This window comes from Sphingopyxis sp. GW821-FHT10B01, from assembly GCF_059415685.1.
Window position 1 is genome coordinate 481797 of the sequence record NZ_JBWKNS010000004.1, and the last position, 26679, is coordinate 508475.

The following is a 26679-nucleotide window of genomic DNA, read 5'->3' on the forward strand; positions in this document are numbered from 1 at the left end:
AAAGCCTCGCTCCGCCCCACATGGACCCCATGCTGATCGAAACCGAATCGACGCCCAATCCCGCGACGCTCAAATTCCTGCCCGGCCGGGCGGTGATGGACGCGGGAACTCGCGATTTTGCCAGCCCCGAAGAGGCCGAGGCGTCGCCGCTCGCGAGCGCGCTTTTCTCGCTTGGCGACGTAACCGGCGTTTTCTTCGGCCGCGATTTCGTGTCGGTGACGATCGCGCCCGGCGCCGAATGGAGCGATGCGAAACCCGACGTGCTCGGTATCGTCATGGATCATTTTCTTGCCGACGTACCGTTGTTCAACACGGCGAGCGCGGGTTTTTCGGTTCCGCCCGAGGATGAGGCCGGTTTTGCCGACGATCCTGCCGACGCCGACATCATCGACCAGATCAAGGAATTGATCGAAACCCGCGTCCGGCCTGCGGTCGCTAACGATGGCGGCGACATCGTCTATCGCGGCTTTGACAAGGGCAATGTCTATCTGAAGATGCAGGGCGCGTGTGCGGGATGTCCTTCCTCGACCGCGACGTTGAAGAATGGCATTGAGTCGCTCCTGAAACATTATGTACCCGAAGTAACGGCGGTCCACGCCGTCTGACCACCCAGATCCAGGAGACTATATGATGAGCGAGCCGCTTTCCGACAGCGCCCTCGACCAGTTGTTCCGTGCCGCGCGCACCTATAACGGTTATCTCGACAAGCCGGTATCGGAAGCACAGCTGCACGCGATCTGGGATCTGACGAAGTTCGGCCCGACCAGCGCGAACAGTCTGCCGGCGCGGGTCGTCTGGTGCGTGACCGACGAGGCGAAACAAAAGCTCGCAGCGCTTGCCCTCCCGGCCAACGCCGAAAAGATACTCAAGGCGCCGGTGACCGCGATCATCGCGACCGACAATATATTCTACGAAAATCTGCCCGACCTTTTTCCTCACGCCGATGCCCGCAGCTGGTTCGTCGGTAACGAAGCGCTGGCCGAAACGACCGCCTTTCGTAATTCCAGCCTGCAGGGCGGCTATTTCATTCTTGCCGCGCGCGCCCTCGGGCTCGATACCGGACCGATGTCGGGATTCAATAATGCGGGCGTCGACGAAGCCTTTTTCGCCGACCAACCCCATGTGAAGAGCAATTTCATCTCGACCCTCGGCTATGGCGATCCGGCCAGCATCTTCGAGCGCAGTCCGCGCCCGGACTTCGCGCGCTTCAACAGCATCGTCTGAGCGGGCCTGCGCCTTTCTTCATGCGGCACCTGGTTATCGATTCGGCGAGTGAGGCCTGCTCGGTGGCGCTGCTGGAGGAAGGGGCGATCCTCGACTATCGCCACGAAATCATCGGGCGCGGCCATGCCGAACGTCTCGTTCCGTTAATCGCCGAGCTTGCGGACGGTGGCCGCGCCGATATCATCGTCGCCGGATGCGGGCCGGGCAGCTTTGCCGGGGTGCGCATCGGCGTTGCGGCGGCGCGCGCCCTCGCACTGGGCTGGCAGGTGCCTGTGCAGGGCTTTTCGACGCTTGCGCTGGTCGCTGCGGTTGCTGCCGACGATATCGCGGCGGCCGGTGGGGCGCTTGTGGTGATGGAAGGCGGCCACGGCCAGTGGTTTGTCCAGCCGTTTGCCGCCGACCTGTCGCCGCGTGCCGAGTTCCGCTCGCTGCTGCCCGACGACGCTGTTCTGCTTGCCGACGAACTTGTCGTGGGCAATCGGGCCGAACCTTTTGTTGCGCGCCGCGGCTCGGGACATGCGCTGCCGACGCTTCCCGACGCGCGCGGGTTTTTGCGATTGCCGCATGCGGCGTTGATCGACCGGCCCAGCCCGATCTATGGCCGCGCGCCCGACGCCAAGCCGATGGCGCCGGCATGACGGGGCCGATCCGCCTTGCCACGGCGCGCGTCGGCGATCTCGCCGCCGCGATGCGCGTGATGGATGCGGCTTTCGAACCCGCCTATGGCGAGGCGTGGAGCGGCGCACAGTTGCTCACCCTGTTCGCGCTGCCCTCGGCGCGGGTGTGCCTTGCGTGGGAGGGCGAGCAGGCGTGCGGTTTTTCGGCCGCGCGCATCGCCGGACCCGAAAGTGAATTGTTGCTGCTCGCCGTCGATCCGCTCTTCCGCGCGCGCGGTATTGGTGCGTTATTGATGGATGACTGGCAGAATTGGGCGAGCGAGCAGGGCGCCGACGATTATTTTCTGGAAATGCGTGCCGATAATGACGCAATTCACCTTTACGGGCAGGCGGGCTTTTCTGAATGCGGCCGTCGTCCCGCTTATTATCGCGGCAGCGATGGCGTGGTGCGCGACGCCATTACAATGCGGAAGTCGAATCGGGACAGCAACGCCGGTTGATCGGTCATTGCGGAATTCCATCCAAAGTGGCAGTAATCCCGGCGGCGAAAGAACAAATCCAATATTCGTCATTCCTTCTTCTGGGTACATATAACAAGGAATAGTCTCATGTCCGAACAAGCCGATACCAATGAGATGCTCGTTACGCTGACCGCAGACATTGTCGCGGCACATGTCAGCAACAACAGCGTCGCCATTTCGGATCTCTCCCTGCTGATCAACAATGTGCATGCCGCATTGTCGGGTCTGGGAAGCGAGCCGGTCGTCGAAGAAAAGCTGGTGCCGGCGGTTTCGATCCGCACATCGGTGAAGCCCGATTTCATCGTGTGCCTTGAGGATGGCAAGAAGCTGAAAATGCTGCGCCGCCATCTGATGACGCATTATGGCATGACCCCCGATGATTATCGGGCCAAATGGGGTCTTCCCGCCGATTATCCGATGGTTGCGCCGAACTACGCCGAAAAGCGCCGCGCGCTGGCGAAGGAAATCGGCCTTGGTACCAAGGGCCGCGGCGGCGGGCGCAAGCCGAAGCCCAAAACCAAAGCGTGAAGCCGACAGGCTGAACAGGCGGGAGAGGGCGGCAACGAGGGTGCCGCCCTTGTCCTATCGCCAGCGCGACCCTATACAGAGGTCATAACAAAGACACGGCTGCATCTGCAGGAAAGGTCCGCATGTCCGGTAATATCGATCTTGAAGCATTGTGCCATGAAAAGGGGCTGCGCATCACCGAGCAGCGCCGCATTATTGCGCGTGTGATCTCGGATTCGGAGGATCATCCCGACGTCGAAACGCTCTATGAGCGGGCGTCGAAGATCGACAGCGGCATTTCGATCGCTACTGTTTACCGCACCGTCCGCTTGTTCGAAGAAGCGGGCATTCTCGATCGCCACGATTTCGGCGACGGACGCTCGCGATACGAAGCCGCGCCCGAGGCGCATCACGATCATCTGATCGACGTCGAAACAGGCAGGGTGATCGAATTTGTCGATCCCGAGCTCGAGGCGTTGCAAAAGGTCATCGCCGAACGGCTGGGCTTCCGCCTCGTCGACCATCGTATGGAGCTTTATGGTGTCGCCATCGATCGCAAGCGCGACTGATCGCGCCTCGATTACCTGGCGAACGGTCGCTCGCCTCACTCTGCTGGTGTTGGCGCTGCTTTTCCTGATCGTCCCGCACTTGCTCTACCGCGCCGTTGGCCGTCCTTCGCCGATGGTCATGGCGTTTCTCAACGCCGCCGGCTGGATCGCCGGCCTCCGCATCCGGACCACGGGCACGCGGTTGCGGCGCAATGTCCTGTTCGTGTCGAACCATGTCAGCTGGCTCGACATCCTCGCGCTTGGCGGCGCGGCGCGTTCGGCTTTCGTGTCGAAGGCCGAAGTCGGCACGACCCCGCTCGTCGGCTGGCTCGCCGACCAGAACAGCACCATCTATGTCCAGCGCGAAGCGCGGCGCGACATCCACAACCAGGCCGATAGCCTGCGCGCCGCGCTCGCGCGCGGGCGGCCGGTGACGCTGTTTCCCGAAGGGACGACCGGCCCAGGCGACGGGCTGCTGCCGTTCCGCGCCTCGCTGTTCCAGGCGATTATTCCGACGCCGCCCAATTTGAGGGTGCAGCCGGTGTTCCTCGATTACGGCCCGGAAGCGAACGACATCGCTTGGCTCGATCCCGAATCCGGGCTCGACAATTTCAAACGCCTGCTCGCGCGTAAACGCCCGATCCATCTTACCCTTCATTATCTCGACCCGCTGCCCGATGTCGTCGAGAGCGATCGCAAGCTGCTGGCCGAAGCTGCGCGCGTGAAGATAGCCGACCGGATGGCCGAAACCGCCCGCCCTTCCGCCGGCGCCGCGCATCGCCTATAGCGCGCCGATGAAGTCCGACTCTCCAAAAACATTCCACGTCAAATCCTTCGGCTGCCAGATGAACGTCTATGACGGCGAGCGCATGGCCGAGATGCTGGGCGCCGAGGGCTATGTTGCAGCGGCCGACGGGGCAGACGCCGACCTCGTCGTGCTCAATACGTGTCACATCCGCGAAAAGGCGGCCGAGAAAGTCTATTCGGACATCGGCCGGCTGAAGCGTGCCGACGGCAGCCGCCCGACGATCGCGGTCGCGGGCTGCGTCGCGCAGGCCGAGGGCGCCGAGATCGCGCGCCGCGCGCCGACCGTCGACGTCGTCGTCGGCCCGCAGGCCTATCATCGCCTGCCCGATCTGATTGCCCGCGCCGCGCGCGGCGAAAAGGCCGTCGACCTCGACATGCCCGCGGAGAGCAAGTTCGGCGCGCTGCCCAAACGTGCCGGCGGCCAGCGCCCGACAGCCTTCCTGACCGTTCAGGAAGGCTGTGACAAATTCTGCACCTATTGCGTCGTGCCCTATACCCGCGGCGCCGAAATCAGCCGGCCCTTCGCCGACCTGATCGCCGAGGCGCGCGCATTGGTCGCGGGCGGCGCGCGTGAAATCACCCTTCTCGGCCAGAACGTCAACGCATGGGATGGCGAGGACGAGCGCGGCAGGATGGTCGGCCTCGACGGCCTGATCCGCGAACTGGCGCGCGAGGACGGGCTCGAACGGATCCGCTATACGACCAGCCATCCCAACGACATGACCGAGGGGTTGATCGCCGCGCATGGCGAAATCGACAAGCTGATGCCGTTCCTTCACTTGCCGGTGCAGTCGGGCAGCGATCGCGTTCTCGCGGTGATGAACCGCAGCCACAGCGTCGACTCATATCTTCGCGTTATCGAGCGCGTCCGGGCGGTTCGTCCCGACATCGCGATCTCGGGCGACTTCATCGTCGGTTTTCCGGGCGAGACCGACGCCGATTTCGAGGCGACCCTCGATATCGTCCGCGCGACCAATTACGCGATGGCGTACAGCTTCAAATATTCGCGACGCCCTGGCACCCCCGCGGCGACCATGGACGACCAGATCGACGAAGCGGTACTGAACGAGCGTCTCCAGCGTTTGCAGGCCTTGCTCAATGAGCAACAGCAGGCGTTCAACGCCGGACTCGTCGGCCGCACGACGCGCCTCCTCCTCGAACGCAAGGGCAAGCTCGAGGGTCAGCTCATCGGCAAGTCGCCTTGGCTCCAGTCGGTGCATGTTATCGCGCCGGGGCTCAAGATCGGCGACATGGTCGACGTGCGCGTCGTCTCGGCGGGGCCAAACAGCCTGGGCGCCGAAGCGCTGATGGAAGAGGTCGCCTAGTGCGACAGGCGGAAGCTGTCTCCGCGAAGACACACTCCGTCTCCTTCCGTCGAATTCCGCATGACCAGGAGATGGACTCCCGCCTTGGCGGGAGTACAGTCCTATTCTCGATTGAAGGAGCCTTGCCCACGTGTCGAAACGCCCGCTGACCGCCGCCTCTCCCGCCGAACCCGGCGACCGCGTCCGACTGACCGCGGAATTCGAGCGAACGCAGCTATTGGGCATTTTGTTCGGGGAATTCGACCGCAACCTCGTTGCCATCGAAAATCGCCTCGGGGTCTATATCTCGGCGCGCGGCAACCGCGTGCAGATCGAGGGTGAAGCCGAATCCGCCGCGCGCGCGCGCGACGTGCTCGTCGATATCTACAATCGCATCGAACAGGGGCAGGAGGTCGACAGCGGTATGGTTGACGGGGTGATCGCGCTGTCGGCGCAGCCGACGCTGGAAGGCATCATCCGCCACGACGCCAGCGAAGCGCCGCCGATCATGATCCGGACGCGGAAAAAGACGATCGTTCCGCGCGCGCCGTCGCAGGTTCCCTATATGCAGGCGCTCGCGCGCGACGACATCATCTTCGCACTCGGGCCGGCGGGCACCGGCAAGACCTATCTCGCGGTCGCGCAAGCCGTCGCGCAGCTCATCACCGGCAGCGTCCAGCGCCTCATCCTCTCGCGCCCCGCGGTCGAGGCGGGCGAAAAGCTCGGCTTCCTGCCCGGCGATATGAAGGAAAAGGTCGATCCCTATCTGCGGCCGCTTTACGATGCGCTGCACGATTGCCTGCCCGCCGAACAGGTCGAGCGCCGCATTGCGAGCGCAGAAATCGAAATCGCGCCGCTCGCTTTCATGCGCGGGCGGACGCTCGCCGATGCCTTCATCATCCTCGACGAGGCGCAGAATACGACGATCCCGCAGATGAAGATGTTCCTGACGCGTTTCGGCGCGAACAGCCGCATGGTCGTGTGCGGCGACCCTAAACAGGTAGATTTACCCATCCCCGCGAGTTCGGGGCTCGCCGACGCGGTTAACCGGTTGCAGGGGGTTGAGGGCATCAACGTCAGCTATTTCACCAGCGCCGACGTCGTCCGCCACCCGATCGTCGGGCGGATCGTCGATGCCTATGAAGGGCCGGGGGCTTAAGTCTCAAAGATCCTCCCTGTGGCGAAGCCATGGGGAGGGGGACCGCTCACCGTAGATGAGTGGGGAGGGATTTCGACGTCACGTCATACCCCGCCGTCAGCGCGCCGCGCTGCCACCTCCCCATCGCTGCGCGATAGGGAGGATCTTTTTCTTCAAATTTCCCAATCATTTTTCGAGAACGATTCGCAATAGCATATTGACCCCCTGAAAATGCGCGCCTAGGGCGACGCTATTGCGAGTCAGTCGCAACCATTCAGGGGAAGAAAATTGAACATCCAACGTTTGCCGTCTGTATCCCGCCTTGCCGCAGGCACCGCGCTGGGCCTCGCGCTCGCTGCGACCGCCGCGCCGGCCTTTGCGCAGGACAATGACGGCGACTATTGGGTGGCGCGCAAGAACCAGATCGTCGTCACCGCGACGCGCACCGCGGTGAAGGCCGAGGACGTCCCGGTCACGGTTACCGTCAAGAGCGACGAGCAGATCGCCGACGAACTCGTCACCGATATCCGCGACCTCGTCCGCTTCGAACCCGGCGTCAGCGTTCAGCGTCAGCCAGCGCGCTTCGGCGCGGCCCTCGGCACGACGGGCCGTGCGGGTAACGACAGCTTCAACATCCGCGGCATCGGGGGTAACCGGGTGCTTGTGCAGGTCGAGGGCGTGCGCGTCCCCGACGGCTTCACCTTCGGCGCCCAGGCGGCGGGTCGCGGCGACTATGTCGACCTCGGTCTGGTGAAGTCGGTCGAAATCCTGCGCGGCCCGTCGTCGGCGCTCTACGGCAGCGACGGCCTTGCCGGCGCGGTCAGTTTCATCACCTCGGACCCCGTCGATTTCCTCAAGCCGGGCCAAAATGTCGGCGGCCTTCTCCGCGCCGGCTATAGCAGCGCCGACGAGGAGTTCAGCGAAACCGCGATCCTTGCGGGACGCAGCGGCGACTGGTCGGTGATGGCCGCCTACACCCGCCGCGATTACAAGGAACTCGACAACAAGGGCAATGTCGCCGGCGGTGTCACGCCGACCGGTACGTCGGGCAAGGATGCAGGCACCGGCCCGCTGCGCACGCTTCCCAATCCGCAGGACGGCCACTCGAACGCCGTGCTGGCGCGAATCGTCTACGATCCCGCGAACGGCCACAAGATCCGCCTGACCGGCGAATATCTCGACACCGATCTCTACACCAACGGTCTGACCGGGGTGACCGCGACGCGCAACGCGCAAGGCGTCGTCACCGCCAGCGTCGACCGCCTCGAAGGCTTCGATACCGGCGAACGCAAGCGCGTCTCGCTCGACTGGAGTTGGGAAGGCGAAGGTGCGATCGATTTCGCCCGCGTCGCGCTGTACTGGCAGGACGGCGAGGACAATCAATATACCGAAGAGGATCGCACCCCAGCCGCCGACCGCACGCGCCTCAATACTTTCGAAAACCGCGTGATCGGCGCGTCTGCCGATGCACGCGCCGATTTCGTCACCGGCGCGATCACCCACCGCCTCGTCTTTGGCGGCGATATCAGCAAGACGCGCCAGCGCGGGCTGCGCGACGGTACTGTTCCGCCATTTGGCGAGACCTATCCGACGCGCGCTTTCCCGACCACCGACTTCACCCGCGCCGGTCTGTTCGTCGGCGACGAAATCTCCGTCGCCGATGGCCGCTTGCTGTTCTATCCGGCGCTGCGCTTCGACTGGTACGATCTGTCGCCCGACAACGACCCGCTGCTGCCGACCTTTGCGGGCGCCAAGCAGGACGGCTCGCGCGTCTCGCCGAAATTCGGTGCGGTGTGGAAGATCACCGACGAGGTCCGCCTGTTCGCCAATTATGCGACCGGCTTCAAGGCGCCCGAACCGGGACAGGTCAACCAGTTCTTCTCGAACATCGCGTCGGGCTACACCTCGATCCCCAATCCCGATCTTGGCCCCGAACGCAGCGAAAGCTTCGAGGGCGGCATCCGCTTTTCCAATGATGCGATCAGCCTCGACGTCACGGGTTTCTCCGCGCGCTACAAGGATTTCATCAGCCAAGAACAGGTCAGCGGCAATTTCCTGCCAAACGATCCCGCTATCTTCCAATTCGTGAATCTCGATCGCGTCCGGGTCAAAGGAGCCGAGGCGCGGTTCGAGGGGCGAGCGTCGTCCGGCCTGTATACGACGCTCGCCCTATCCTATGCGAAGGGTGACGTGATCGACCCCGATGGCGTGCGCTCGCCGCTCGAATCGATCGATCCGCTCAAGCTCGTCGCCGGCATCGGTTACCGTCAGCCGCAGGGGCGTTTCGGCGGTCAGCTGATCATGACGCACAGCGCCCGCAAGGAAGCATCGCGGACGAACGGCGGCTACCGGCCCGACGATTTCACCATCCTCGATGCGACCGCTTATCTCCGCATCACCGAGGGGCTGACGTTGCGCGGCGGGGTCTTCAACATCCTCGACAAGAAATACAGCTGGTGGAGCGACGCGCGCGGCCTCGCCAACACGGTGCTGATCGGCGGCCGGACCCTGCCGATCGAGACGATCGCCGACGCCTATACCCAGCCCGGCCGCAACGCGAGCGTGTCGCTCAGCTTTCGCTTCTAAAAGAAAACAGAAGGACTGCACCGATGAAAACATACCGCAAAATTGTCGCCAGCCTGTTGCTGCTCACCGCCGCGCTGCCCGTCGTCGCCTCGGCCCACCCGCCGATCGCCGCCGAAGCCGCCGCCGCCAGCTTCGAACAGGACCGCGCCGACATCCTCGCCATGGCGGGCAATTATCGCGTCAGCTTCAACATGCAGGAGTCGACGCGCTGGGATCCGAACTACGAAATCCTCGAGCCCAAGCGTTCGGGCGGCAACGAGGTCGTGCGCGTAATCGAGGATAGCGGCCGCAAGATCATCCTGCAGCACATGCTCGTCATCACCGGCGACGACGACAAGAGCATGATCATCAAGCATTGGCGGCAGGATTGGGAATATGAGCCCGCGAAGCTGCTCGTCTATTCGGACCGCAACGCATGGACGTGGGAAGATGTGCCTGAAAAGATGCGCACCGGCCGCTGGTCGCAGACCGTCTATCAGGTCGACGACAGCCCGCGTTATGGCGGCTGGGGCCAGTTCGAAACGCAGGGCGGCGTCCGCCGCTGGCGCTCGAACTGGACGTGGCGCCCGCTCGCGCGCCGCGATGCGGTGCGCAATCCTGTTTATGACCGTTACCTGTCGATCAACCGTCACCAGCCTTCGCCCGACGGCTGGGTCCACTGGCAGGACAATACCAAGATGGGGACGAAGGATGGCAAGCTGGTGCCGATCGTCCAGGAATATGTCCTCAACACCTATATCAAATACGACCAATATGACGTGAAGGCCGCCGACAATTATTGGGCGGCGACCAAGGATTATTGGGCTGCGGTACGCGCCGAATGGGACCGTGTCGCGGCGACCAAGGGGGGCATCGCGATCGACGAAAAGGCCGACACCGGCACCGTCATCAGCGGACGCCTGCTCGAAATGGCCGACGAGGTTCAGGAAAAGAAGCTGACCACGGCAAAAGCCATCGCCGAGGCGAAGAGGCTCATCGAAACGAACACGCGCAAGCTTTGAAGATCTTCACCATGTGAAGCCCGAAACTGGGGTGGCTCGCGAGGGCCGCCCCCCATTTTATGGCCGCCATCGCGCACGCCGACGTGAGATAATTTACAAACTGCCGGATGCTAAGCTTTGCCCAATCGCGTATTGGAGCGAAGATGCCCTTTTCCGGCCAACAGGACAGAAGTTCGAAGCCCGCGCCTTGGCGGGCTGGCGGATCGCGCTTGCCGGTTGTGCTGCTGCCGCTCCTTTTCGTTGTATTGCATGGCGTGTTGCTGGCCGTAAGCGGCGCGCACGCGTGGCTGGTCTCGCTCATCTTCCTCACCGTCGCGCCGCTGATGGCCGCCGCTGCATGTCTTTATGCCGCACGGCGGAGCGGGTTTGCGAGGGGGTGGGGGGCGGTTGCGCTTGCGATGCTGCTCTGGGCTGGCGGCATGGCGGGCAATCTTTACGCCGGTCTCATACTCGGAAGCTGGTCGGGCGTTGGCGCGCTCAGCATGCTGCTCTTCATATTATACGGCGTCCCCATCATCCTTGTCCTTGCTGTGCCCGAACGTGAGCAATGGCAGGTGCGCTCGATCGACGCGGCGCTTGGGCTCGGGCTCGGCTACCTCTTTTTTCGCCACACCTTTGCTTTCGCGACGATGGCGGACGCCAGCCCAGAGAATGTCGTCAATTTGCGGTTGATGTTCGACATCGAAAATCTGTTCGTCATGCTCTTCGCGCTGATCCGCTTTCATACGAGCACCCTCCCGGCGCGGCGGCGATTTTTCCGCGGTCTTGCGATCTTTGCGCTGCTGTATCTGGCAACCGCCGCGTTCATCAATCACCTGCATTCCGACATATATTACGGCCACTGGCCCGACCTTGCGATCGCGCTGCCGTTCCTGATCCTCGCCGGGGTGGCGCTTGATGCACCCGTGACAGACGGCGGCGCGTCGCCCACGGCCTCGCGCGCGTTCGAACAAGCGGTGCGGGTCGGCGGGCCGCTGATCCTTCCCGCGATGCTGCTGATGGTTTCGGCGTTTCTCGTCCGCACCGACCCCGCCCATGCGATGGCGGGCTGTGCGGGCGCCATCCTCGGTTATGGCATGCGCACCATCTTCGTGCAGGTGCGCGGCCTTGACGCGCATGACCGGCTTGAACGGTTGACCCTGATCGACCAGTTGACCGGCCTCGGAAATCGGCGGCGTTTTGACGAAAGCCTGCGCCGCGAATGGACGCGTGCGCGAGGTACGGGGCAGGGGCTCGCGCTGCTGATGATCGACATCGACCATTTCAAGCTGCTGAACGACGCGTTTGGCCATCCGGTCGGAGATGGTCGGCTGCACGAGGTGGCGCAGGCGCTAGCGGCGTGTGCAACCCGCGGATCGGAAGTCGTGGTGCGCTATGGTGGTGAGGAATTCGCCGCTATCCTGCCCGCGGTTACACAGGAACAGGCGGAGATGTTCGCGGAAACGATGCGCTCCGCCATCGAACGGCTCGACCTGCCATCGCCCGCGCCAAACGGCCGTGTGACCGTCAGTATAGGGGTCGGTCATATCGACCATGTCGATAGTGGCGATGTGACGACCTTGGCGGCGGCCGCCGACGCTGCGCTCTACGAAGCAAAGCAAAGCGGTCGCAACCGAACGAGGGTGCACACCGCCGCTTGATCGCATCGCGCCGTTGCGCCGCGACCTATGGCGTCGGTTCGCAGCATTTGATCGCGCCGTAGAACGGCTCCGCATCCTCGTTTTCGGGAACAAGCGAGATCGAAATCAGCGCGTCACCAAACCCGTTGAGCCGACGTAGGGATATTGGCGCAACGCTCTATTTTTTCGTCGCGCCTTCGACGCTCCAGATCCCGGCGCCGCGCGTCGCGATGAAGAGGAAGATGAAGCAGTAGAGGATGATGGTCTCGCCGTCGTTGACGATCGGGAAGGCGCCCTGGCTGGCGTGCGCGACCCAGTAACCGACCGCCGACATGCCGCTGGCAATGAAAGCCGCGGGGCGGGTGAACAGGCCGATGATGATCAGGGCGCCTGCGATCAGTTCGATCGTTCCTGCGGCATAGAGCATCGGGTTGAGCGGCATCGGAAAGGCGACCGGGAAGCCGAAGAACTTCTGTACGCCATGCGCAAGGAACAACAGGCCGGCGACAATCCGCAGCAGCGCATAGGCCTGCGCGCCAAAACCATCGAGAAATTTCATGATTGATCCCCTCCGTGTCGAAAGACAGGGATGCTAGTCCAGCTTCGGGGTCAGTCAAAGTATGATTGTCGAAACATAGCGTTTCCTGCGCCTCGACACGTTCGGGCCCGATGTGGAACGGCGTCGGTGAAATTTTTTCGCACGGCATGTCACATCCGCGCGCGCCGTCTCGTCAAGTCAGCATAACCCACGCAAAGGAGCATGACATGACCAAGATAACCGACCCCTTCGCCGTCTCGCCGCAGCTGATGAAGCAGTGGATGGCGGTCAGTCTCGCAGCCGAAAAGAGCCTTGAGACAAGCCTGATCGAACTCGTTAAAATCCGCTCGTCGATCCTCAACGGCTGCGCGAACTGCATCAACATGCACACCGCCGAGGCCCGTGCGAAGGGCGAGACCGAACAGCGCATCTACCTGCTGTCGGCCTGGCGCGAAGCCCCGGTCTTCAGCGACCGCGAACGCGCCGCGCTGGCGTGGACCGACGCCTTGACCATGCTGCCGGGAGGACACACACATAAATTCGCCAAAGAGGCGCTCGAAACGCATTTCACGCAGGAAGAACAGATGAATCTGACCGTGATGATCAATGTGATCAATGGCTGGAACCGGATCGCGGTCGGTTTCGACCTTTGGTACGAAGGCCCGGCGGTCAAGGCGGCCTGATGACCCCGCAGGGACATCATGAAGCGGCGGACGCGGCGGTGAGTTTCGACCCGCTGCGCCCGCTGCTCACCCGCGTTGCATATCGCATGCTCGGTTCGGTCGCCGATGCCGAGGATGTGGTGCAGGATGCCTTCATCCGCTGGCTCGGCGTCGATCGCAGCGAGGTGCGCGAGCCCGCAGCCTTCCTGCGCCGCACCGTGACGCGGCTGTGTCTCGACCAGATCAAGTCGGCGCGCCACCAGCGCGAAACCTATGTCGGCCCCTGGCTCCCCGACCCGCTGGTCGAGGAGGAAGAAGAGGACGACGTCACACTACCGCTGATGCTCGCGCTCGAACGCCTCTCGCCGCTCGAGCGCGCTGCTTTCCTGCTTCACGATGTCTTTGGCGTCGAGTTCGACGAGGTGGCCAAAACCATCGATCGCGATCCCGCAGCGACACGCCAGCTTGCCGCGCGCGCTCGCACGCATGTTCGCGAGGCGCGGCCGCGCTACAAGCTCGAGAAGGCGCAGGGACTCCAGATCGCCGACGCCTTTTTCGCCGCATCGCGCAGCGGCGACATGGGCGCGCTCGGCGCGCTGCTGGCGGCCGACGTCGGCATGTGGTCCGACGGCGGCGGCAAGCGTCCCGCGGCAATGGAGCCGGTGCTTGGGTACGATATCGTACTCAAACTCCACCGCAGCCTCGCGGTGCTGTTCGGCAAATATGGCTCGACGCTGGTCCACACCGGCACGATCAACGGCCTCCCGGGCTTTGTCACCCGCGAGGCCGATGGCGAATTTCAGACCACCGCGCTCGAGATCGAGGACGGCAAGGTCGCCGCCATCTATGTCATGCGCAACCCCGACAAGCTGCGCCATATGCATTGAGTGGCGGCCTCCCTCTCGTCGAGGGAGGCGCCGGTGTCACTTTTCGGCGGCGAGGCCGGGGACATAGAGCGAAGCAATTTTGTCGACGAATTTCTCGGGCGAAGCGCCCATCAGGTTCGTCAGCACCACAACGCTAAGGTCGTCCTTGGGATAAATGAATACCGTGGCGCGTGCGCCGCCAGTAAGGGCAAGTGCGGGATGCTCGGCGCGTCGCACCGATGGCCAGCCCAAGCCATAGCCGTTAATGAAAGCGTTGAAGCCGCGATAGCTGCCATCTTTTTGCGGCTGTGGTTTCCAGAGTTCCTCGATGCTGTTCTTGTTGACCAGTTGCAATTTCTGGATCGCAATAACCCATTTTGCCAAATCAATGGCCGTGGATTGGATACCACCGGTTGGGAGTAATTGTGCGGACGTCCATGATTCCTGACGCACAAACGCAGTTTCACTGCGATCAACGCCGACAGTTTTCATCCCGTCAAACTTCAGCGTCAAATGCGTATAGAGTTCAGCCAGGTCAGGCTTGGCCGGGACAGGATAGGCAAAGCGTGTCTGCTTCATGCCGGCTTTATTAAGCTGCCGATCGCGCACGAAATCTGAAAAGGATTTCCCTGAAAGCTTCGCGATGATTTTCCCCATCGCGACATAGTTGGTCTGGCTATATCGATATCCCGCTCCGGGTGGAAATGTCAGGGGATTTTGCTGCACCCTTGCCCAGGAGGCATCCGGGTCAATGAGACCATCAATCGGCCGGGTATTGTCATCCACAATTTCGGGCAGCCCGGATGTATGGGTGAGAGCCTGCCGAACGGTGACACCGCTCCACGCTTCCGGAAGGTTTTCGAGATAGGTTGAGATTGGCGCATCAAGATCAAGCTTGCCCGCTTCGACAAGCTGCATTGCCGCAACGCCGGTAAAGGCCTTGCTGATCGAATTGATGCGGAAAATGGTTTTGTTCGTGACGGGGGCCGAGGTTTCCCTGTTGGCCAGACCATAGGCACCCGTGAAGACGATCTTGCCATTCTGCACTATTGCCATTTGCAGCCCGGGAATATCGCGGGCCGCCATTTCGCTTTGGACCAGCTGTTCAATTGCGGCGGTCTTGTTTTCAGCCTCTGCGACCGACGGTGTGCGGGCGTTTGCACTGTGGGTAAGTCCGCCCATGACCGCAATCAGACCGATTGCGGCAGAAATTTTGTTCAGCATTATTTGATGACCCAAAGCTTGAGGAGTGTAACGCGTGCGACTGTGTATTGTCATATCAATACACAGTTGCGGTCGTCAAGCTGGACCGGGTGCCTCGCGGTTTTCTGTGTCGGGCCTAAGGGCGCAGGCACATGTGCAGCCGGATTGGTGCTGCCAATTCTGAATTTCGGTCACCACCGAAGTGGCGTTTCCTGGCCGGGAATCCGGGGTGGGCGACGCGCCCACCCCGCACATCTTTACAGACCGTCAAGACCCTTGCTGACGAGGATGTTCACCGCAACGCGGCGGTTTTGTGCCTTGCCTTCGGGGGTGCTATTGTCTGCTGCCGGGTCGGCTTCGGCCATCCCGGTGGGGGTCAGCATACGATAGGGTTTCCAGCCGCAGGCCTGCTGAAGGTGATTGACGACGCGGCTGGCCCGCTTTTCGCTCAGCTCCTGGTTGAGTTCCTGGCTTCCCGTGGAATCGGTGTAGCCAACGACCAGCAGCAGGGCATTGTCCATCCCGTCCGCCGAATTTGCCGCAGTACACAGATCGGCTTTCGCTTGCTCGGACAGCACGGCCTTGCCGGTGTCGAAGTTCACGTTCGTCGTGCCTTTGACATTATACTGATCGATATCGCCGACGCGGCTGCGAAGCGCCTCGGTTGCCGCAGTCTGTTCGGCAAAACGCTGGTTGGTGCCGGTATGGATCATCGACGCGGTCCGGAGATCCTTGTTCTTGAGCTCGACCTGGCTTGCTACCAGGCCGCCGTCCCACTGCAATGTGTTGACTGTGACGGGCAGGCCGTTGAGCAGCGAATTCGCGGCAAGCTTGTCGCGACTGAGACCCAGGAACCCGCCGCTGCTCTTGATCTTCGTATAGTCGGCGATGGCGATGGCCGTGTTGTTGCCGTCGGCGGTCGTTACCTGCATCCGGCCGTCGCTGCGCGCCGAGATGATGCCTTCGACCTTGGGCCCCTTGGTCATCTCTTCGGGCGAAGGCAGTGTGCCAACGACGGTCGCCATGACTTCGCCGTCGGACGTGTCCTGGGCTTGCGCCGCGAGGCTGACCGTCGCGGTCCCGGCCAGCATGGCCAGCACCAGCAATATTCTCGGACTTTTGGAAATGTCACGCATTACGCTACTCCTTCAATGAGCCGCCCCCGCGTGTTCGATTCGCCCTTTCTTGCACATGCAGATTCCCCGCAAGACCGTTGGTTTGTTCTGCCGGTAATTCGAGCGGATTGTGCGGCGAACCGATGCAAACCGCGCCATGCAGCCATAAATTCAGGCGTTCGCCGATTTAACCATGACCAGATTTGGAGGAGGTTGCCCCTCCAGACGGCCGGCATTCGGAAAAGGGCGGTGCACGCCCCCCCAGATAAATCTGCATCTTCGCCCGCACCGCGAATCCCGACGTGGGCCTGTCGGTATCCCGCATCCCGGCCACTTTTTCGCTGTCCTACATCGCACCATCGTTATAGCGTCGATTCATGATCCGCATCGACCATTCACCCCCCTCGCGCGCCGTCCTGAAAATGCGATTCCAGTGTGAAGTTGCGCAGTTTTCCGCCATTCTCTCCGTGCGAGATTTTTCATGCTGAGCGTCGAGACTCACGCCGCGACGCCCTGGCCCGACGCGCTCGACTGGGAGGTGCGGGCAGGGGAGGCGGCCGCCGCAGCGCTCGCGCTGACGCCCTATGCGTCGCTTGCCAACGCCGCGCCGCTGGTCGAGATATCGGTGCGCCTGACCGACGATGCCGAGGTTCACACGCTCAACCGCGATTTTCGGGGGAAGGACAAGCCGACCAACGTGCTGTCTTTTCCGCAAGTGCAGGACGATTTGCTCGAAACGCTCTCGAATAGTGACGATGGCGAGATTTTGCTCGGCGACATCGTCCTTGCGCGCGAAACTTGCGTCCGCGAGGCCGAGGAAAAGGGCATTTCGATCACCGATCATGCGACGCATCTGATCGTTCACGGCACGCTTCATCTCGTCGGTTACGACCATATGGACGAGGCCTCCGCCATGGCGATGGAGGCGCTCGAAGTGAAAGCGCTTGCATCGCTGGGCATCGCCAATCCATATGCGTAAGCTCGGTTAACACAGGAAACGACACGCACATGCCCGACGACCAGGGATCTTCGACCCGATCGGAAGAGGACAGTAGATCCGGCCTGTGGGCCGGAATCCGGGCATTGCTGTTTGGCGGCAACAACGAGCCGTCGCTGCGTGAGCAGATCGAAGACGTCATCGACGAGGCCGAGGAAGAGGGGCAGGAACGGCGCGGCAGCAACGTCGTCGGCGACCTGTCGCCGATCGAGCGCAAGATGCTGCGCAACCTGCTGCACTTCGGCGAACAGACCGTCGACGACGTTGCTGTGCCCCGCGCCGACATCATCGCCATCCCCGAAAGCGCGAGCTTTGCCGAGGTTGTCGCCCAATTCGCCGAAGCGGGACACAGTCGCCTGCCGGTCTATCGCGAGAATCTCGACGAGGTCGTCGGCATGATCCACGTGAAGGACGTGTTCGCGGTGCTTGCCGAGGGGCGACCTCCGCCGCCGCTGCTCGACCTGATCCGCCAGCCGCTGTACGTCCCGCAATCGATGGGGGTGCTCGACCTGCTTGCCGAAATGCGCGCCAGGCGCACACATCTTGCCATCGTCATCGACGAATATTCGGGCACCGAAGGCCTGTTGACGATCGAGGATCTGGTTGAGGAAATCGTCGGCGAGATCGAAGACGAGCATGACGATGAGCCGACTGCGCTGTTTTTTCCCGGCGACGGCGGTTGCTGGGAAGCCGATGCGCGCGCCGAACTCGACGATGTCGGTGAGGCGATCGACCCGCGGCTTGCCGAGATCGAGGAAGATGTCGACACGCTGGGCGGCCTCGCCGCTGTGCTGGCGGGGCATGTGCCCGAGGTCGGCGAGATATTGCTCCACCCCAGCGGTTGGCGAATCGAGGTGACCGAAGCCGACGAACGCCGCGTCCATCGCCTGCGCCTCCATCCGCCGGTCGTCGCCGATCTGGAGGCATCGTCGGAACGCAGCGAAGAATTCTGACGCAATTGCCTTTGCGCGTACAAGCGCCTAGCGCAGGCGCAATGGACATTTCCGACCTGCGCATCGCTCTGTTCAGCGGCAATTACAATATGACCACCGATGGTGCGAACAAGGCGCTTAACCGCCTTGTCGGCTATCTTCTGGCGCATGGCGCGGCGGTGCGCGTCTATTCGCCTACGGTCGCCAATCCCGCTTTCGAGCCGACCGGCGATCTCGTCAGCGTGCCATCGATCGCCATTCCGGGACGCAGCGAATACCGCATACCCGTCTCCTTCTCGTCGCGCGTTCGCGAGGATATCGTCAATTTCGCGCCCAACATTGTTCATATCTCCAGCCCCGACCGCGTGGCGCGGCAAGCGGCGGCGTGGGCGCGGCGCCGCCGATTACCGGTTGCCTGTTCGGTGCACACGCGCTTCGAAACCTATGTCCGCTATTATAATCTGTCGTTTCTCGAACCCGTCATGGTCGCTTGGCTGCGCAAGCTTTACCGCAAATGCGATGCGCTGATCGCGCCGTCCGAAAGCTTTGCACAAGTGCTGCGCGAGCAGCGGATGAATTACGACATCGGTATCTGGACCCGCGGCGTCGAGCAGGGGATTTTTAATCCCGGCCGCCGCGATATGGCGTGGCGCCGCTCGCTTGGCATCGAGGACGGCGTCCCCGCCATCGCTTTCCTCGGCCGGCTGGTGATGGAAAAGGGGCTCGACGTTTTCGCCGATGCGATCGACGTGCTCCAGCGGCGCGGCGTACCGCACAAGGTCGTCGTGATCGGCGAGGGACCGGCGGGCGAATGGTTTGAATCGCGCCTGCCGAATGCCAGCTTCGTCGGCTTCCAGGGAGGCGAGGATCTCGCCCATGCGCTGGCGTCGTGCGACATTTTCTTCAATCCGTCGGTCACCGAAACTTTCGGCAATGTGACGCTCGAAGCGATGGCTTGCGGCCTGCCCGTCGTTGCGGCGCGCGCGACCGGCAGCGCCAGCATCGTCAAGCATGGCCAGACCGGTTACCTTGTCTCGCCGGGCTCGATCACCGGCTTTGCCGATCATCTGCAGCGTTATTGCCGCGACATCCAGCTTCGCTCCGAACATGGTGTGGCTGCCGTGCTCGAAAGCGGCGCCTATCAATGGGACGCCATCAATCAGGCGGTTGCCGATACCTATTTGCGCCTGATCCGCCAGAAACAGCGGCGCGGGGCCTGAGCGTCCGATGGCCGAGGATCTGTTCGGCGGCGATGCACCGGCTCAGCGCGAAGGCGCCGCCACCGGCCCCGTGCCGCTCGCCGAACGGCTGCGCCCGCGTGTGCTCGCCGATGTGGTTGGGCAGGAACATCTGACCGGGCCCGAAGGGACCATCGGCCGGATGGTCGCGGCCGGACAATTGTCGTCGATCATCCTCTGGGGGCCGCCGGGCACCGGCAAGACGACGATCGCGCGACTGCTCGCCGAAGCGGTCGGAATGCGTTTTGCTGCGCTGTCGGCGGTGTTCTCGGGGGTCGCCGACCTCCGTCAGGCGTTTGCCGATGCCGAGAAGATGGCCGCGGCGGGCAAGCGCACCTTGCTCTTCGTCGACGAAATCCATCGCTTCAATCGTGCACAGCAGGATGGTTTCCTGCCCTATGTCGAGCGCGGTACGGTGGTGCTGGTCGGCGCGACGACCGAAAACCCCAGCTTCGCGCTGAACGCGGCGCTGCTGTCGCGGGCACAGGTGCTGGTGCTGAACCGGCTTGGCGAAGAGGCGCTTGCGACTCTCGTCGAACGCGCCGAGGGCGAAGTCGGGCGCGGCCTTCCGGTCACCGGCGATGCCAAGGCGGCGCTGGTTGCCAGCGCCGACGGCGATGGACGCTTCCTGCTCAATCAGGTCGAAACCTTGTTCGCTGCCGCGATCGATACGCCACTCGACCCCGCCGAACTCGCGCAATTCCTCCACCGCCGCATGCCGGTCTATGACAAGGATCGGGACGGTCAATATAACCTGATCTCGGCGCTGCATAAGGCGCTGCGCGGTTCCGACCCGCAGGCGTCGCTCTATTGGCTTGCGCGCATGCTCGTCGCGGGCGAGGAGCCACTTTATGTGATGCGCCGACTGGTGCGCTTTGCGAGCGAAGATATCGGCCTCGCCGATCCGCAGGCGCTGGTGCAATGCCTCGCGGCGAAGGATGCCTATCAGTTTCTGGGATCGCCCGAGGGCGAACTCGCGATCGTCCAGGCGTGCCTCTATCTGGCGACCGCGCCGAAATCGAACGCGGCCTATGCCGCGCAAAAGGCGGCATGGACTGCCGCACGGGACACCGGCAGTCTCGCGCCGCCCGCCAATATCCTCAACGCGCCGACCAAGCTGATGAAAGACCTGGGCTATGGCGCCGGCTATAGCTACGACCATGATGCGCCCGACGGATTTTCGGGCGATAATTACTGGCCCGACGAGATGGCGCCTGTGGAATTCTATAGCCCTGTGGATCGCGGCTTCGAAAAGCGCATCGCCGAGCGGCTTGCCTGGTGGGACGAAAGACGCCGCGTGCGCGACTGACGTCAGCCTTGCGCCGCAACGCGCACAGGTATAGTTTTCGGCTGTTCGGGTCGCGCCGGAACCGGGGTAGTCATCATGGCATTGGCGCTTGTCCTTGCCGCTGCAGCGACACCGATCCTGTCCTGTCCAGGCGGCTCTATCGAAACCAGATGCACCGCTGCGGAAGTGACGGCGAAGATCGTGCTGACGCGCGCGCGCGTGTCGACCATCGCGCAACGATGCCTCTATGATTTTGGGGGGCGCTGCAGCGTCGAAGCGAGCGGGCGGATCAACACGGCTGAACCGGGCCGGATCTTGCTCTGGCAAAGGATGTTGCTGGCGCCGCGCGACGGGCCGGGCGCGCGGATGCTGGTGCTGCTGTCGCAGGACAAGGCAGGGAAGGCCGTGCTCGCAGGATTTACCGAAAGCTCGGGATCGATCGGGACGCCCGATCTGGTCGTCGATGGCGAGAGGAGCCGCCTCGTCCATGTCGAAGGGACGCTTGCGGGGAGCGGCGGCGGCAATGCCGATGCGTTGTTCGCCAGCGACAAGGTGACGCCCAAATGGCGCAGGGTCGATTTGTCCGACTGGTCAGAGCAAGGGAGCCGGATGCTGCCGAAAGGCTATTGGCTGCGCGGTCCGGCGCGCTTCTCGTTCGACGAGATGTTCGCGTCGGTGCCCGTTGCGCGCGATGGTGACGGTACTTGCTGTCCGCGCGGCGGGACCGCCTATTACGACCTCGACATTCAGGGCGACCGGCTGGTGTTGACGCGCTTGCGCTTCCAGCCCATGCAGCCCTTGGGGCGTGACGTCGAGGTCACGGCAGGGACGCTCGAAGACTGATACGGCTGGACGTAATGGCGGCTAAATTCGACAGCTGGGATGATGTGGTCGCTTTTGCGTGCGCATTTCCTGATGTCGAAATGCTCTCTTTTTACGGCACCCCCTGTCCCAAGCTTAATGGCAAGGCGCTCGCGTCGCCCGGACGCGAGCCGGGCAGTTTTGCCGTGATGTGCAAACCCGACGAAAAGGAAATCCTGCTTGAAACCGATCCGGACACCTTCTGGCAGACACCGCATTATGTCGGCTGGCACGCGCTGCTCGTCCGTTTCGGGTCTGGCGATCCAGAGCGCGTCGCCAATGTCCTGCGGCGTGCATGGTGGGATCGCGCGAAAAAGGAGCAGCGACAGGCTTTTGGCGAGCGGCCCTGATATGTTGTGCCGGTTGATCTTGGGCCTGGCGCTGACCGGCTGCGCGCTTCCTGCCTATGCCCAGACGCCCGTGCCGAAAGCGAATGCCGAGCTGAACCGCGCTTGGGCCGCGGGCTACCGCGCGAGCTTCGTCTGCTCCTCCCTGTGGAACGGCGGGGGCAAGCCGCTCGAAGCGATCGAGCGGGATGAATTGACGGGCATTTATCCCGAGATCGAAGCCGATGTTCGCGTGCTCAAGGCCGATGTCGACGACAAGGCGAAGCGGGTGAGCGTGCGGTATCGCGACGATATGCCGCCGCGGATCGCAGAATGGGATAGCCGCGCCGGCTGCGTCACGCTGCCGATCGGCGCACAGTCGACGCGGATCGAAGGTCCGCCAAACCGCCCGCGCCCCGATCTCGATGAGCGGCCCTGGCCGCTCGGTGACGTGGGCGGACGTGCTGTGATACCACATTTGCCCACCGCTTTTGAGCTTGCGGCGATCGATACCGCGCGTTTCGGCGGGCAGACGAGCGCCGTCCTGATCGTCAAGGGCGGCATAATTGTCGGCGAACATTATCGGCGCAGTCACAACAGCCAGACGGCGCAGCGGACTTTTTCGGTCGCCAAATCGATGGCGGCGACTTTGATCGGCCATGCAGCGTTGGAGGGTCAGATCGACGTGACGAAGCCCGCGATGATCGCCGAATGGCAGACACCCGGCGATCCGCGCTCGAAGATTACAACAGAACAGCTGATGCGCATGGCGAGCGGGTTGACGAGCGACACCGCGGGCAATCGCAGCGACGCAATCTATATGGGTGGCGCATCGGTGCGGCAGTGGACGACGCAGTGGCCGCTGCTGAACCCGCCGAACACGCGCTATCGCTATGCCAACAACGATACGATGCTCGCGGCGCTGTCATTGAAAGCCGCGCAAAAGAAGGCAGGAGCGACGCTTGATCCCTCCGCCTTTTTCGACCGGATCGGCATGACGCGCACCTTTGCCGAGCATGACAAAGATGGCGATTATATCCTGTCGAGCCAAGTGTGGACGACCGCGCGCGATCTCGCGCGGCTTGGGCTGCTCTATCAGAATGACGGCGTGTGGGACGGCAAGCGCTTGCTGCCCGCGGATTGGCGGACCTTCGTCACCACGCCCAGCGGCCCGCAGCCCGACGGTGAGTTCGGCTATGGTGCGGGCTTCTGGTTGCTCAACAAATCAGAGGGCATCCCCGCCGACGCCTTTGGCGCCTTCGGCAATCGCGGCCAGTATCTGGTTATCATCCCGTCACGCCAGCTCGTGATCGTGCGTCAAGGTTATGACGACGACAAGAACCGCCTCGATATAGCGGCGTTCGTCAAAGCGGTCGTTGCCGCCGACGGGGCCCGCTGACTCTATTCGAACGGCGGATACCGTTCGAAGGCCGGAAGGCTATCGAGCTTTTCCATCCAGCCGATGCGTTCGGCGGTCTGGATCTGCGCCTGTGCCGGGATCAGATCGGGATCATCCAGCGTTGCAACCTGCACGTCGATCTGGCCCGGGAAAATGGCTTCGTTGGTATAGAAAAGTCCGGTGCCGCAATTGTCGCAGAAGTGCCGTCGGCCATGCTCCGACGAAGCATAGATTTTCGCCGTTCCGCTAATGTCGATCTCATCCTGTCCGACCAGCCCCCACCCAACCATCGGCGCACCCGCATGTCGGCGGCAATCCTTGCAATGACACAGTGCATGATGCTGGACCGCAGTGCTCATCGAATAGCTGATCGCACCGCAATGACATTGGCCGCTCGCACGGGGGGCTTGCTCGTTCATTATCTCTCTCCTCGGGGAATCGAGTAGAGAACATAACATAAACATTATGATGCGGCAAAAGCTTTGACGATGTGTTTCGTTGGAAGTTAACGTCGAATTATCCATGATGTGTCACGAGGCTGCGATGACGGATTCAATCGACCAGTGACAACGAAAGAGTTTCTCGGCCTCACGGTGCAGCGCCCGGCGATTTTTGCGGCGACGGCTTTTGCGCTTGCGGCGCTGCTGCCTCCTGACCTCAATCTGACGCTATTCTTTCTGCATCGGCAAGATCGATGGCTGCTGCTTGCCGGCGCGCTATTGCTTGCGCTTTGTATCTGGCGGCTTTCCGCGCGCGTGCCGGCCTTCACCGGCGGCTGGCGGCTCGTGCTCGTAATGGGAGCCGTCATGGCGATCGTCGCTTTCGCGGGGCATTACTGGATATTGTCCGGACATGACATGAGCCGCGACGAGCAAATGGCAACTTTCGATGCCGCCGTTTTTGCCCGGGGGCAGCTCGTGGCGCCGCTGGGAGGTATTTGGCGCTATCATGCCGAAGCGCTCAATACGATGTTCATGTATCCCACGAGCCAGACGGCGGGCTGGATATCAGCCTATCTGCCGTTGAATGCAGCGCTGCGGGCGCTCTTTGGTCTGATTGGCGACGCCGCCTTGACCGGGCCCGCGATGCTGTTTCTCGGCGCGGCGGCGCTATGGGGATGTGCACGGCGCATATGGCCCGGTGACCGCGAGGCAGCGGTCGTGGCGTTTCTGCTCTATCTTGGATCGGGGCAAGTCCTGTTCAACGGCATGACGGCCTATGCCATGCCGGCGCATCTCGCGCTAAACCTTTGCTGGCTTTGGCTCTTTCTGCGCCGCACCATGCCGGCTGATTTCGCGGCGCTTGCCGTGGGCTTCGTCGCAGTGGGGCTACATCAACCGATCATGCATCCGATGTTCGTCGCTCCCATCCTGTTCCTGCTGGTGCTGGAAAGTGAATGGCGCCGAGCGGTCGTGTATTTTCTTGGATATGCCGCTATTGGCGTCTTCTGGGCGTGGTGGCCCAATGCGATGTGGTCGTTGGTCGAGGGAAATGCTCTGGCTCCCAAAGCCGAGGGCATCGACTATGTCAGTCGGCTCGTCACGACTGTCATCCAGGGTGACGGCGCGCGCCTCGTCAACATGGTGTCGAACGTCCTTCGCTTTTTTGCATGGCAACATCTGCTGCTTTTACCCCTCTTGTTTTTGGGGATGGCGATCGCGCGCAAGGACCGGCTCGCCGGCGCGCTGGTAGCGGGAATCATACTTACGGCTACTGTCATGCTGATCATCCTGCCTTATCAGGGGCATGGATTTGGCTATCGCTATTTCCATGGCCTGATCGGCAATTTTGTCCTTCTCGCCGTCTATGGCTGGATGTCGTTGGGCGAGATGCAAGCGCGTTGGCGGCCCCTGCTGGTGCGGACGACGGCGGCCGGGTTGATCATCCTCTTTCCCTTGCAGGCGTGGATGGCGCATAGCTTTTATGCACCGGCCGCGCGCGCGTCGCAGCGCATTGCAGCCAGCGCTGCCGATTATGCGGTGGTCGGCGAAGGTGATGCGCCCTTTGTCATCGATCTGGTGATTAATCCGCCGCGGCTTGACGAAAGGCCGATACGACTGGTGCGCGGCCAGATCGACATCGATCTTGCGCGATCTCTCTGCTCGGGGCAGCCGGCACCGTCGGTCGCTTTTGCTGGCGATGGACTGGTCCAGCCAATCCGGGACTATTACGGCTTTGCCGATCGAAATGCCCTCACTGCAAATGCCAATCGGACGGTCGCTGCTCGGCTACGGCAGCTTGGATGCCGGACGACGATTGTTGAGTGACTAGCGCAAGCCGTCGAGCAAGGCGGTCGCCATCCGGCGCCAATTGTAATTTTCCGCCGCATACCGCGCCATGGCGGCCGTATCGACCGGCGACGTGGCGAGCCTGTCGATGGCAGCAGCACAGCGAGCGGCCGACCCATGCGGATCGGCGAGGTCGATGTCGATGCCAATCAGCCACTGGCTGGCTGCCGGATCGGCCTCGGCGCTACCTTCGCCGCAGATTACCGAGAGCCCGCACGCCATGGCTTCCTGGACGACAAGCGGATAACCTTCGCCGACGCTTGGCAGCAGCAGCATATCGGCGGCGCGATAAAGGTCGGCGACGAGGTCTTGGGGTTGCTGATCGAGGACATGCACATTCGGCAGACCCCATTCGCGCGGATTGATCGCTCCCTGCCCGAGAAGGGCGAAATGCACGTCGGGGCGTCGCTCCGCGAGCAGTTTGAGGACACGCAAGCCTTTTTTTTCGACGAACCGGCCCACGAACACCGCCAGCCTCGCATCGATCGGCAGGCCCCAGTGCGTGCGCGTTTCGCCGGGCTGCGACCGGGGCAGCGCGTTAAAGACTGACTGGTCGACGCCGTTGAACACGAGCAGCGATTTCTGCTGTGCCGGTGCCCCCAACAGATCGTCGCGCACGGTCGCGCTGATGAAGGCAAGCTGGTCGGTGGCGCTCATCATCGGCCGGGTGACGACGGCGTTGGCGAGACGCATCATCGCATTTAGCAGTGGGCTGGCAAAAGGGATGGTACCGATGTGCTGGACCATGACGGTCGGCTTGCGTGCGATTTTGGCGAAAAGCATCGCGAGGACGGATGTCACATATAGCGCGTCGTGAATCACGACAGCATCGGCCCCACGGATTGCGCGCCACAACCGCGCGGTCGAGCGGGGACCGGGCAACGGCATGGGCAGGCCGGTCAATTTCTCGGTCGGGTTGGCGCAGCGCAGGCCGATCAGCTGTGCCGGGCTTTCGGGCAGCCCATCGGCATCGCTTGCCGCCCATGCCGCGCTATGTCCGGCCGCGATGAACTCCCGGCTGAGCTGTCCCGCGACCCTTTCAAGTCCGCCGCCATGCGTGTCGAAGAAATTGCTGATAGAAAGGATATGCACGG

The 26679-nt window shown here is 62.6% G+C and carries 27 protein-coding genes; 22 read left to right on the top strand and 5 right to left on the bottom strand.

The window, feature by feature from the left end; translation table 11 throughout:
• Positions 1-29: 29 nt before the first annotated feature.
• The 12 genes from AC07NV_RS15025 (at position 30) to AC07NV_RS15080 (ending at position 11893) form a co-directional block, all read left to right on the top strand.
• Positions 30-605, top strand: coding sequence for a NifU family protein (locus AC07NV_RS15025; RefSeq protein WP_495167169.1), 576 nt, complete (start codon positions 30-32; stop codon positions 603-605).
• Positions 606-630: 25 nt separating this feature from the next.
• On the top strand, positions 631-1224 hold the full coding sequence (locus AC07NV_RS15030) for a malonic semialdehyde reductase (protein WP_495167282.1): 594 nt from the start codon (positions 631-633) through the stop codon (positions 1222-1224).
• Positions 1225-1244: 20 nt separating this feature from the next.
• On the top strand, positions 1245-1862 hold the full coding sequence (tsaB, locus tag AC07NV_RS15035) for a tRNA (adenosine(37)-N6)-threonylcarbamoyltransferase complex dimerization subunit type 1 TsaB (RefSeq protein WP_495167170.1): 618 nt from the start codon (positions 1245-1247) through the stop codon (positions 1860-1862).
• Positions 1859-2341 carry a GNAT family N-acetyltransferase gene (locus AC07NV_RS15040; RefSeq protein WP_495167171.1) on the top strand — a complete coding sequence of 161 codons (483 nt, stop codon included), beginning with the start codon at positions 1859-1861 and terminating at the stop codon, positions 2339-2341. The genes tsaB and AC07NV_RS15040 overlap by 4 nt, the downstream gene beginning before the upstream one ends.
• A gap of 108 nt (positions 2342-2449) precedes the next feature.
• Positions 2450-2890 (top strand): Ros/MucR family transcriptional regulator, encoded by a 441-nt coding sequence (locus AC07NV_RS15045; protein ID WP_495167172.1) that lies wholly within the window; start codon positions 2450-2452, stop codon positions 2888-2890.
• Between the two features lie 122 nt (positions 2891-3012).
• A complete protein-coding gene (locus AC07NV_RS15050) occupies positions 3013-3438 on the top strand; it encodes a Fur family transcriptional regulator (protein ID WP_495167173.1) in 426 nt (141 codons plus the stop codon).
• 46 nt (positions 3439-3484) lie between these two features.
• Positions 3485-4204 (top strand): lysophospholipid acyltransferase family protein, encoded by a 720-nt coding sequence (locus AC07NV_RS15055; protein ID WP_495167174.1) that lies wholly within the window; start codon positions 3485-3487, stop codon positions 4202-4204.
• Positions 4205-4211: 7 nt separating this feature from the next.
• Entirely contained in the window at positions 4212-5549 is a 1338-nt protein-coding gene (gene miaB, locus AC07NV_RS15060; RefSeq protein WP_495167175.1) for a tRNA (N6-isopentenyl adenosine(37)-C2)-methylthiotransferase MiaB, read from the top strand.
• Between the two features lie 130 nt (positions 5550-5679).
• Positions 5680-6687 (top strand): PhoH family protein, encoded by a 1008-nt coding sequence (locus AC07NV_RS15065; RefSeq protein WP_495167176.1) that lies wholly within the window; start codon positions 5680-5682, stop codon positions 6685-6687.
• Positions 6688-6969: 282 nt separating this feature from the next.
• Positions 6970-9252 (top strand): TonB-dependent hemoglobin/transferrin/lactoferrin family receptor, encoded by a 2283-nt coding sequence (locus AC07NV_RS15070; RefSeq protein WP_495167177.1) that lies wholly within the window; start codon positions 6970-6972, stop codon positions 9250-9252.
• A gap of 23 nt (positions 9253-9275) precedes the next feature.
• Positions 9276-10253 (top strand): DUF6607 family protein, encoded by a 978-nt coding sequence (locus AC07NV_RS15075; protein WP_495167178.1) that lies wholly within the window; start codon positions 9276-9278, stop codon positions 10251-10253.
• Positions 10254-10510: 257 nt separating this feature from the next.
• Positions 10511-11893 carry a GGDEF domain-containing protein gene (locus AC07NV_RS15080; protein ID WP_495167179.1) on the top strand — a complete coding sequence of 461 codons (1383 nt, stop codon included), beginning with the start codon at positions 10511-10513 and terminating at the stop codon, positions 11891-11893.
• A gap of 157 nt (positions 11894-12050) precedes the next feature.
• Here the strand turns inward: AC07NV_RS15080 and AC07NV_RS15085 are convergent, their stop codons facing one another.
• Positions 12051-12431, bottom strand: coding sequence for a DoxX family protein (locus AC07NV_RS15085; RefSeq protein ID WP_495167180.1), 381 nt, complete (start codon positions 12429-12431; stop codon positions 12051-12053).
• Positions 12432-12637: 206 nt separating this feature from the next.
• Between AC07NV_RS15085 and AC07NV_RS15090 the strand changes: the two genes are divergently transcribed.
• The gene (locus tag AC07NV_RS15090) at positions 12638-13093 is read left to right on the top strand and encodes a carboxymuconolactone decarboxylase family protein (RefSeq protein ID WP_495167181.1); all 456 of its coding nucleotides are present in this window, start codon (positions 12638-12640) and stop codon (positions 13091-13093) included.
• Complete coding sequence (locus AC07NV_RS15095; RefSeq protein WP_495167182.1) at positions 13093-13959, top strand: sigma-70 family RNA polymerase sigma factor; 867 nt, start codon at positions 13093-13095, stop codon at positions 13957-13959. The genes AC07NV_RS15090 and AC07NV_RS15095 overlap by 1 nt, the downstream gene beginning before the upstream one ends.
• A gap of 36 nt (positions 13960-13995) precedes the next feature.
• Here the strand turns inward: AC07NV_RS15095 and AC07NV_RS15100 are convergent, their stop codons facing one another.
• Positions 13996-15162 carry a serine hydrolase domain-containing protein gene (locus AC07NV_RS15100; RefSeq protein WP_495167183.1) on the bottom strand — a complete coding sequence of 389 codons (1167 nt, stop codon included), beginning with the start codon at positions 15160-15162 and terminating at the stop codon, positions 13996-13998.
• Between the two features lie 236 nt (positions 15163-15398).
• The gene (locus tag AC07NV_RS15105) at positions 15399-16277 is read right to left on the bottom strand and encodes an OmpA family protein (RefSeq protein WP_495167184.1); all 879 of its coding nucleotides are present in this window, start codon (positions 16275-16277) and stop codon (positions 15399-15401) included.
• 460 nt (positions 16278-16737) lie between these two features.
• On the opposite strand from AC07NV_RS15105, the gene ybeY reads away from it, so the two are divergent.
• The 7 genes from ybeY (at position 16738) to AC07NV_RS15140 (ending at position 23297) form a co-directional block, all read left to right on the top strand.
• Complete coding sequence (ybeY, locus tag AC07NV_RS15110) at positions 16738-17235, top strand: rRNA maturation RNase YbeY (protein WP_495167185.1); 498 nt, start codon at positions 16738-16740, stop codon at positions 17233-17235.
• Between the two features lie 29 nt (positions 17236-17264).
• The gene (locus AC07NV_RS15115; RefSeq protein ID WP_495167186.1) at positions 17265-18206 is read left to right on the top strand and encodes a hemolysin family protein; all 942 of its coding nucleotides are present in this window, start codon (positions 17265-17267) and stop codon (positions 18204-18206) included.
• Between the two features lie 41 nt (positions 18207-18247).
• A complete protein-coding gene (locus tag AC07NV_RS15120; RefSeq protein WP_495167187.1) occupies positions 18248-19405 on the top strand; it encodes a glycosyltransferase family 4 protein in 1158 nt (385 codons plus the stop codon).
• Between the two features lie 7 nt (positions 19406-19412).
• Positions 19413-20732, top strand: coding sequence for a replication-associated recombination protein A (locus tag AC07NV_RS15125; RefSeq protein ID WP_495167188.1), 1320 nt, complete (start codon positions 19413-19415; stop codon positions 20730-20732).
• 75 nt (positions 20733-20807) lie between these two features.
• Positions 20808-21554: a hypothetical protein gene (locus AC07NV_RS15130; protein ID WP_495167189.1), complete on the top strand. Its 747-nt coding sequence runs from the start codon at positions 20808-20810 to the stop codon at positions 21552-21554.
• Between the two features lie 14 nt (positions 21555-21568).
• Positions 21569-21922 carry an MmcQ/YjbR family DNA-binding protein gene (locus AC07NV_RS15135; protein ID WP_495167190.1) on the top strand — a complete coding sequence of 118 codons (354 nt, stop codon included), beginning with the start codon at positions 21569-21571 and terminating at the stop codon, positions 21920-21922.
• A gap of 13 nt (positions 21923-21935) precedes the next feature.
• Positions 21936-23297 (top strand): serine hydrolase domain-containing protein, encoded by a 1362-nt coding sequence (locus tag AC07NV_RS15140; protein ID WP_495167191.1) that lies wholly within the window; start codon positions 21936-21938, stop codon positions 23295-23297.
• Positions 23298-23299: 2 nt separating this feature from the next.
• Here the strand turns inward: AC07NV_RS15140 and AC07NV_RS15145 are convergent, their stop codons facing one another.
• Positions 23300-23716: a GFA family protein gene (locus AC07NV_RS15145; RefSeq protein WP_495167192.1), complete on the bottom strand. Its 417-nt coding sequence runs from the start codon at positions 23714-23716 to the stop codon at positions 23300-23302.
• 387 nt (positions 23717-24103) lie between these two features.
• Between AC07NV_RS15145 and AC07NV_RS15150 the strand changes: the two genes are divergently transcribed.
• The gene (locus AC07NV_RS15150) at positions 24104-25564 is read left to right on the top strand and encodes a glycosyltransferase family protein (protein ID WP_495167193.1); all 1461 of its coding nucleotides are present in this window, start codon (positions 24104-24106) and stop codon (positions 25562-25564) included.
• Here the strand turns inward: AC07NV_RS15150 and AC07NV_RS15155 are convergent, their stop codons facing one another.
• Positions 25565-26677 carry a glycosyltransferase family 4 protein gene (locus tag AC07NV_RS15155; RefSeq protein ID WP_495167194.1) on the bottom strand — a complete coding sequence of 371 codons (1113 nt, stop codon included), beginning with the start codon at positions 26675-26677 and terminating at the stop codon, positions 25565-25567.
• Positions 26678-26679: the final 2 nt, after the last annotated feature.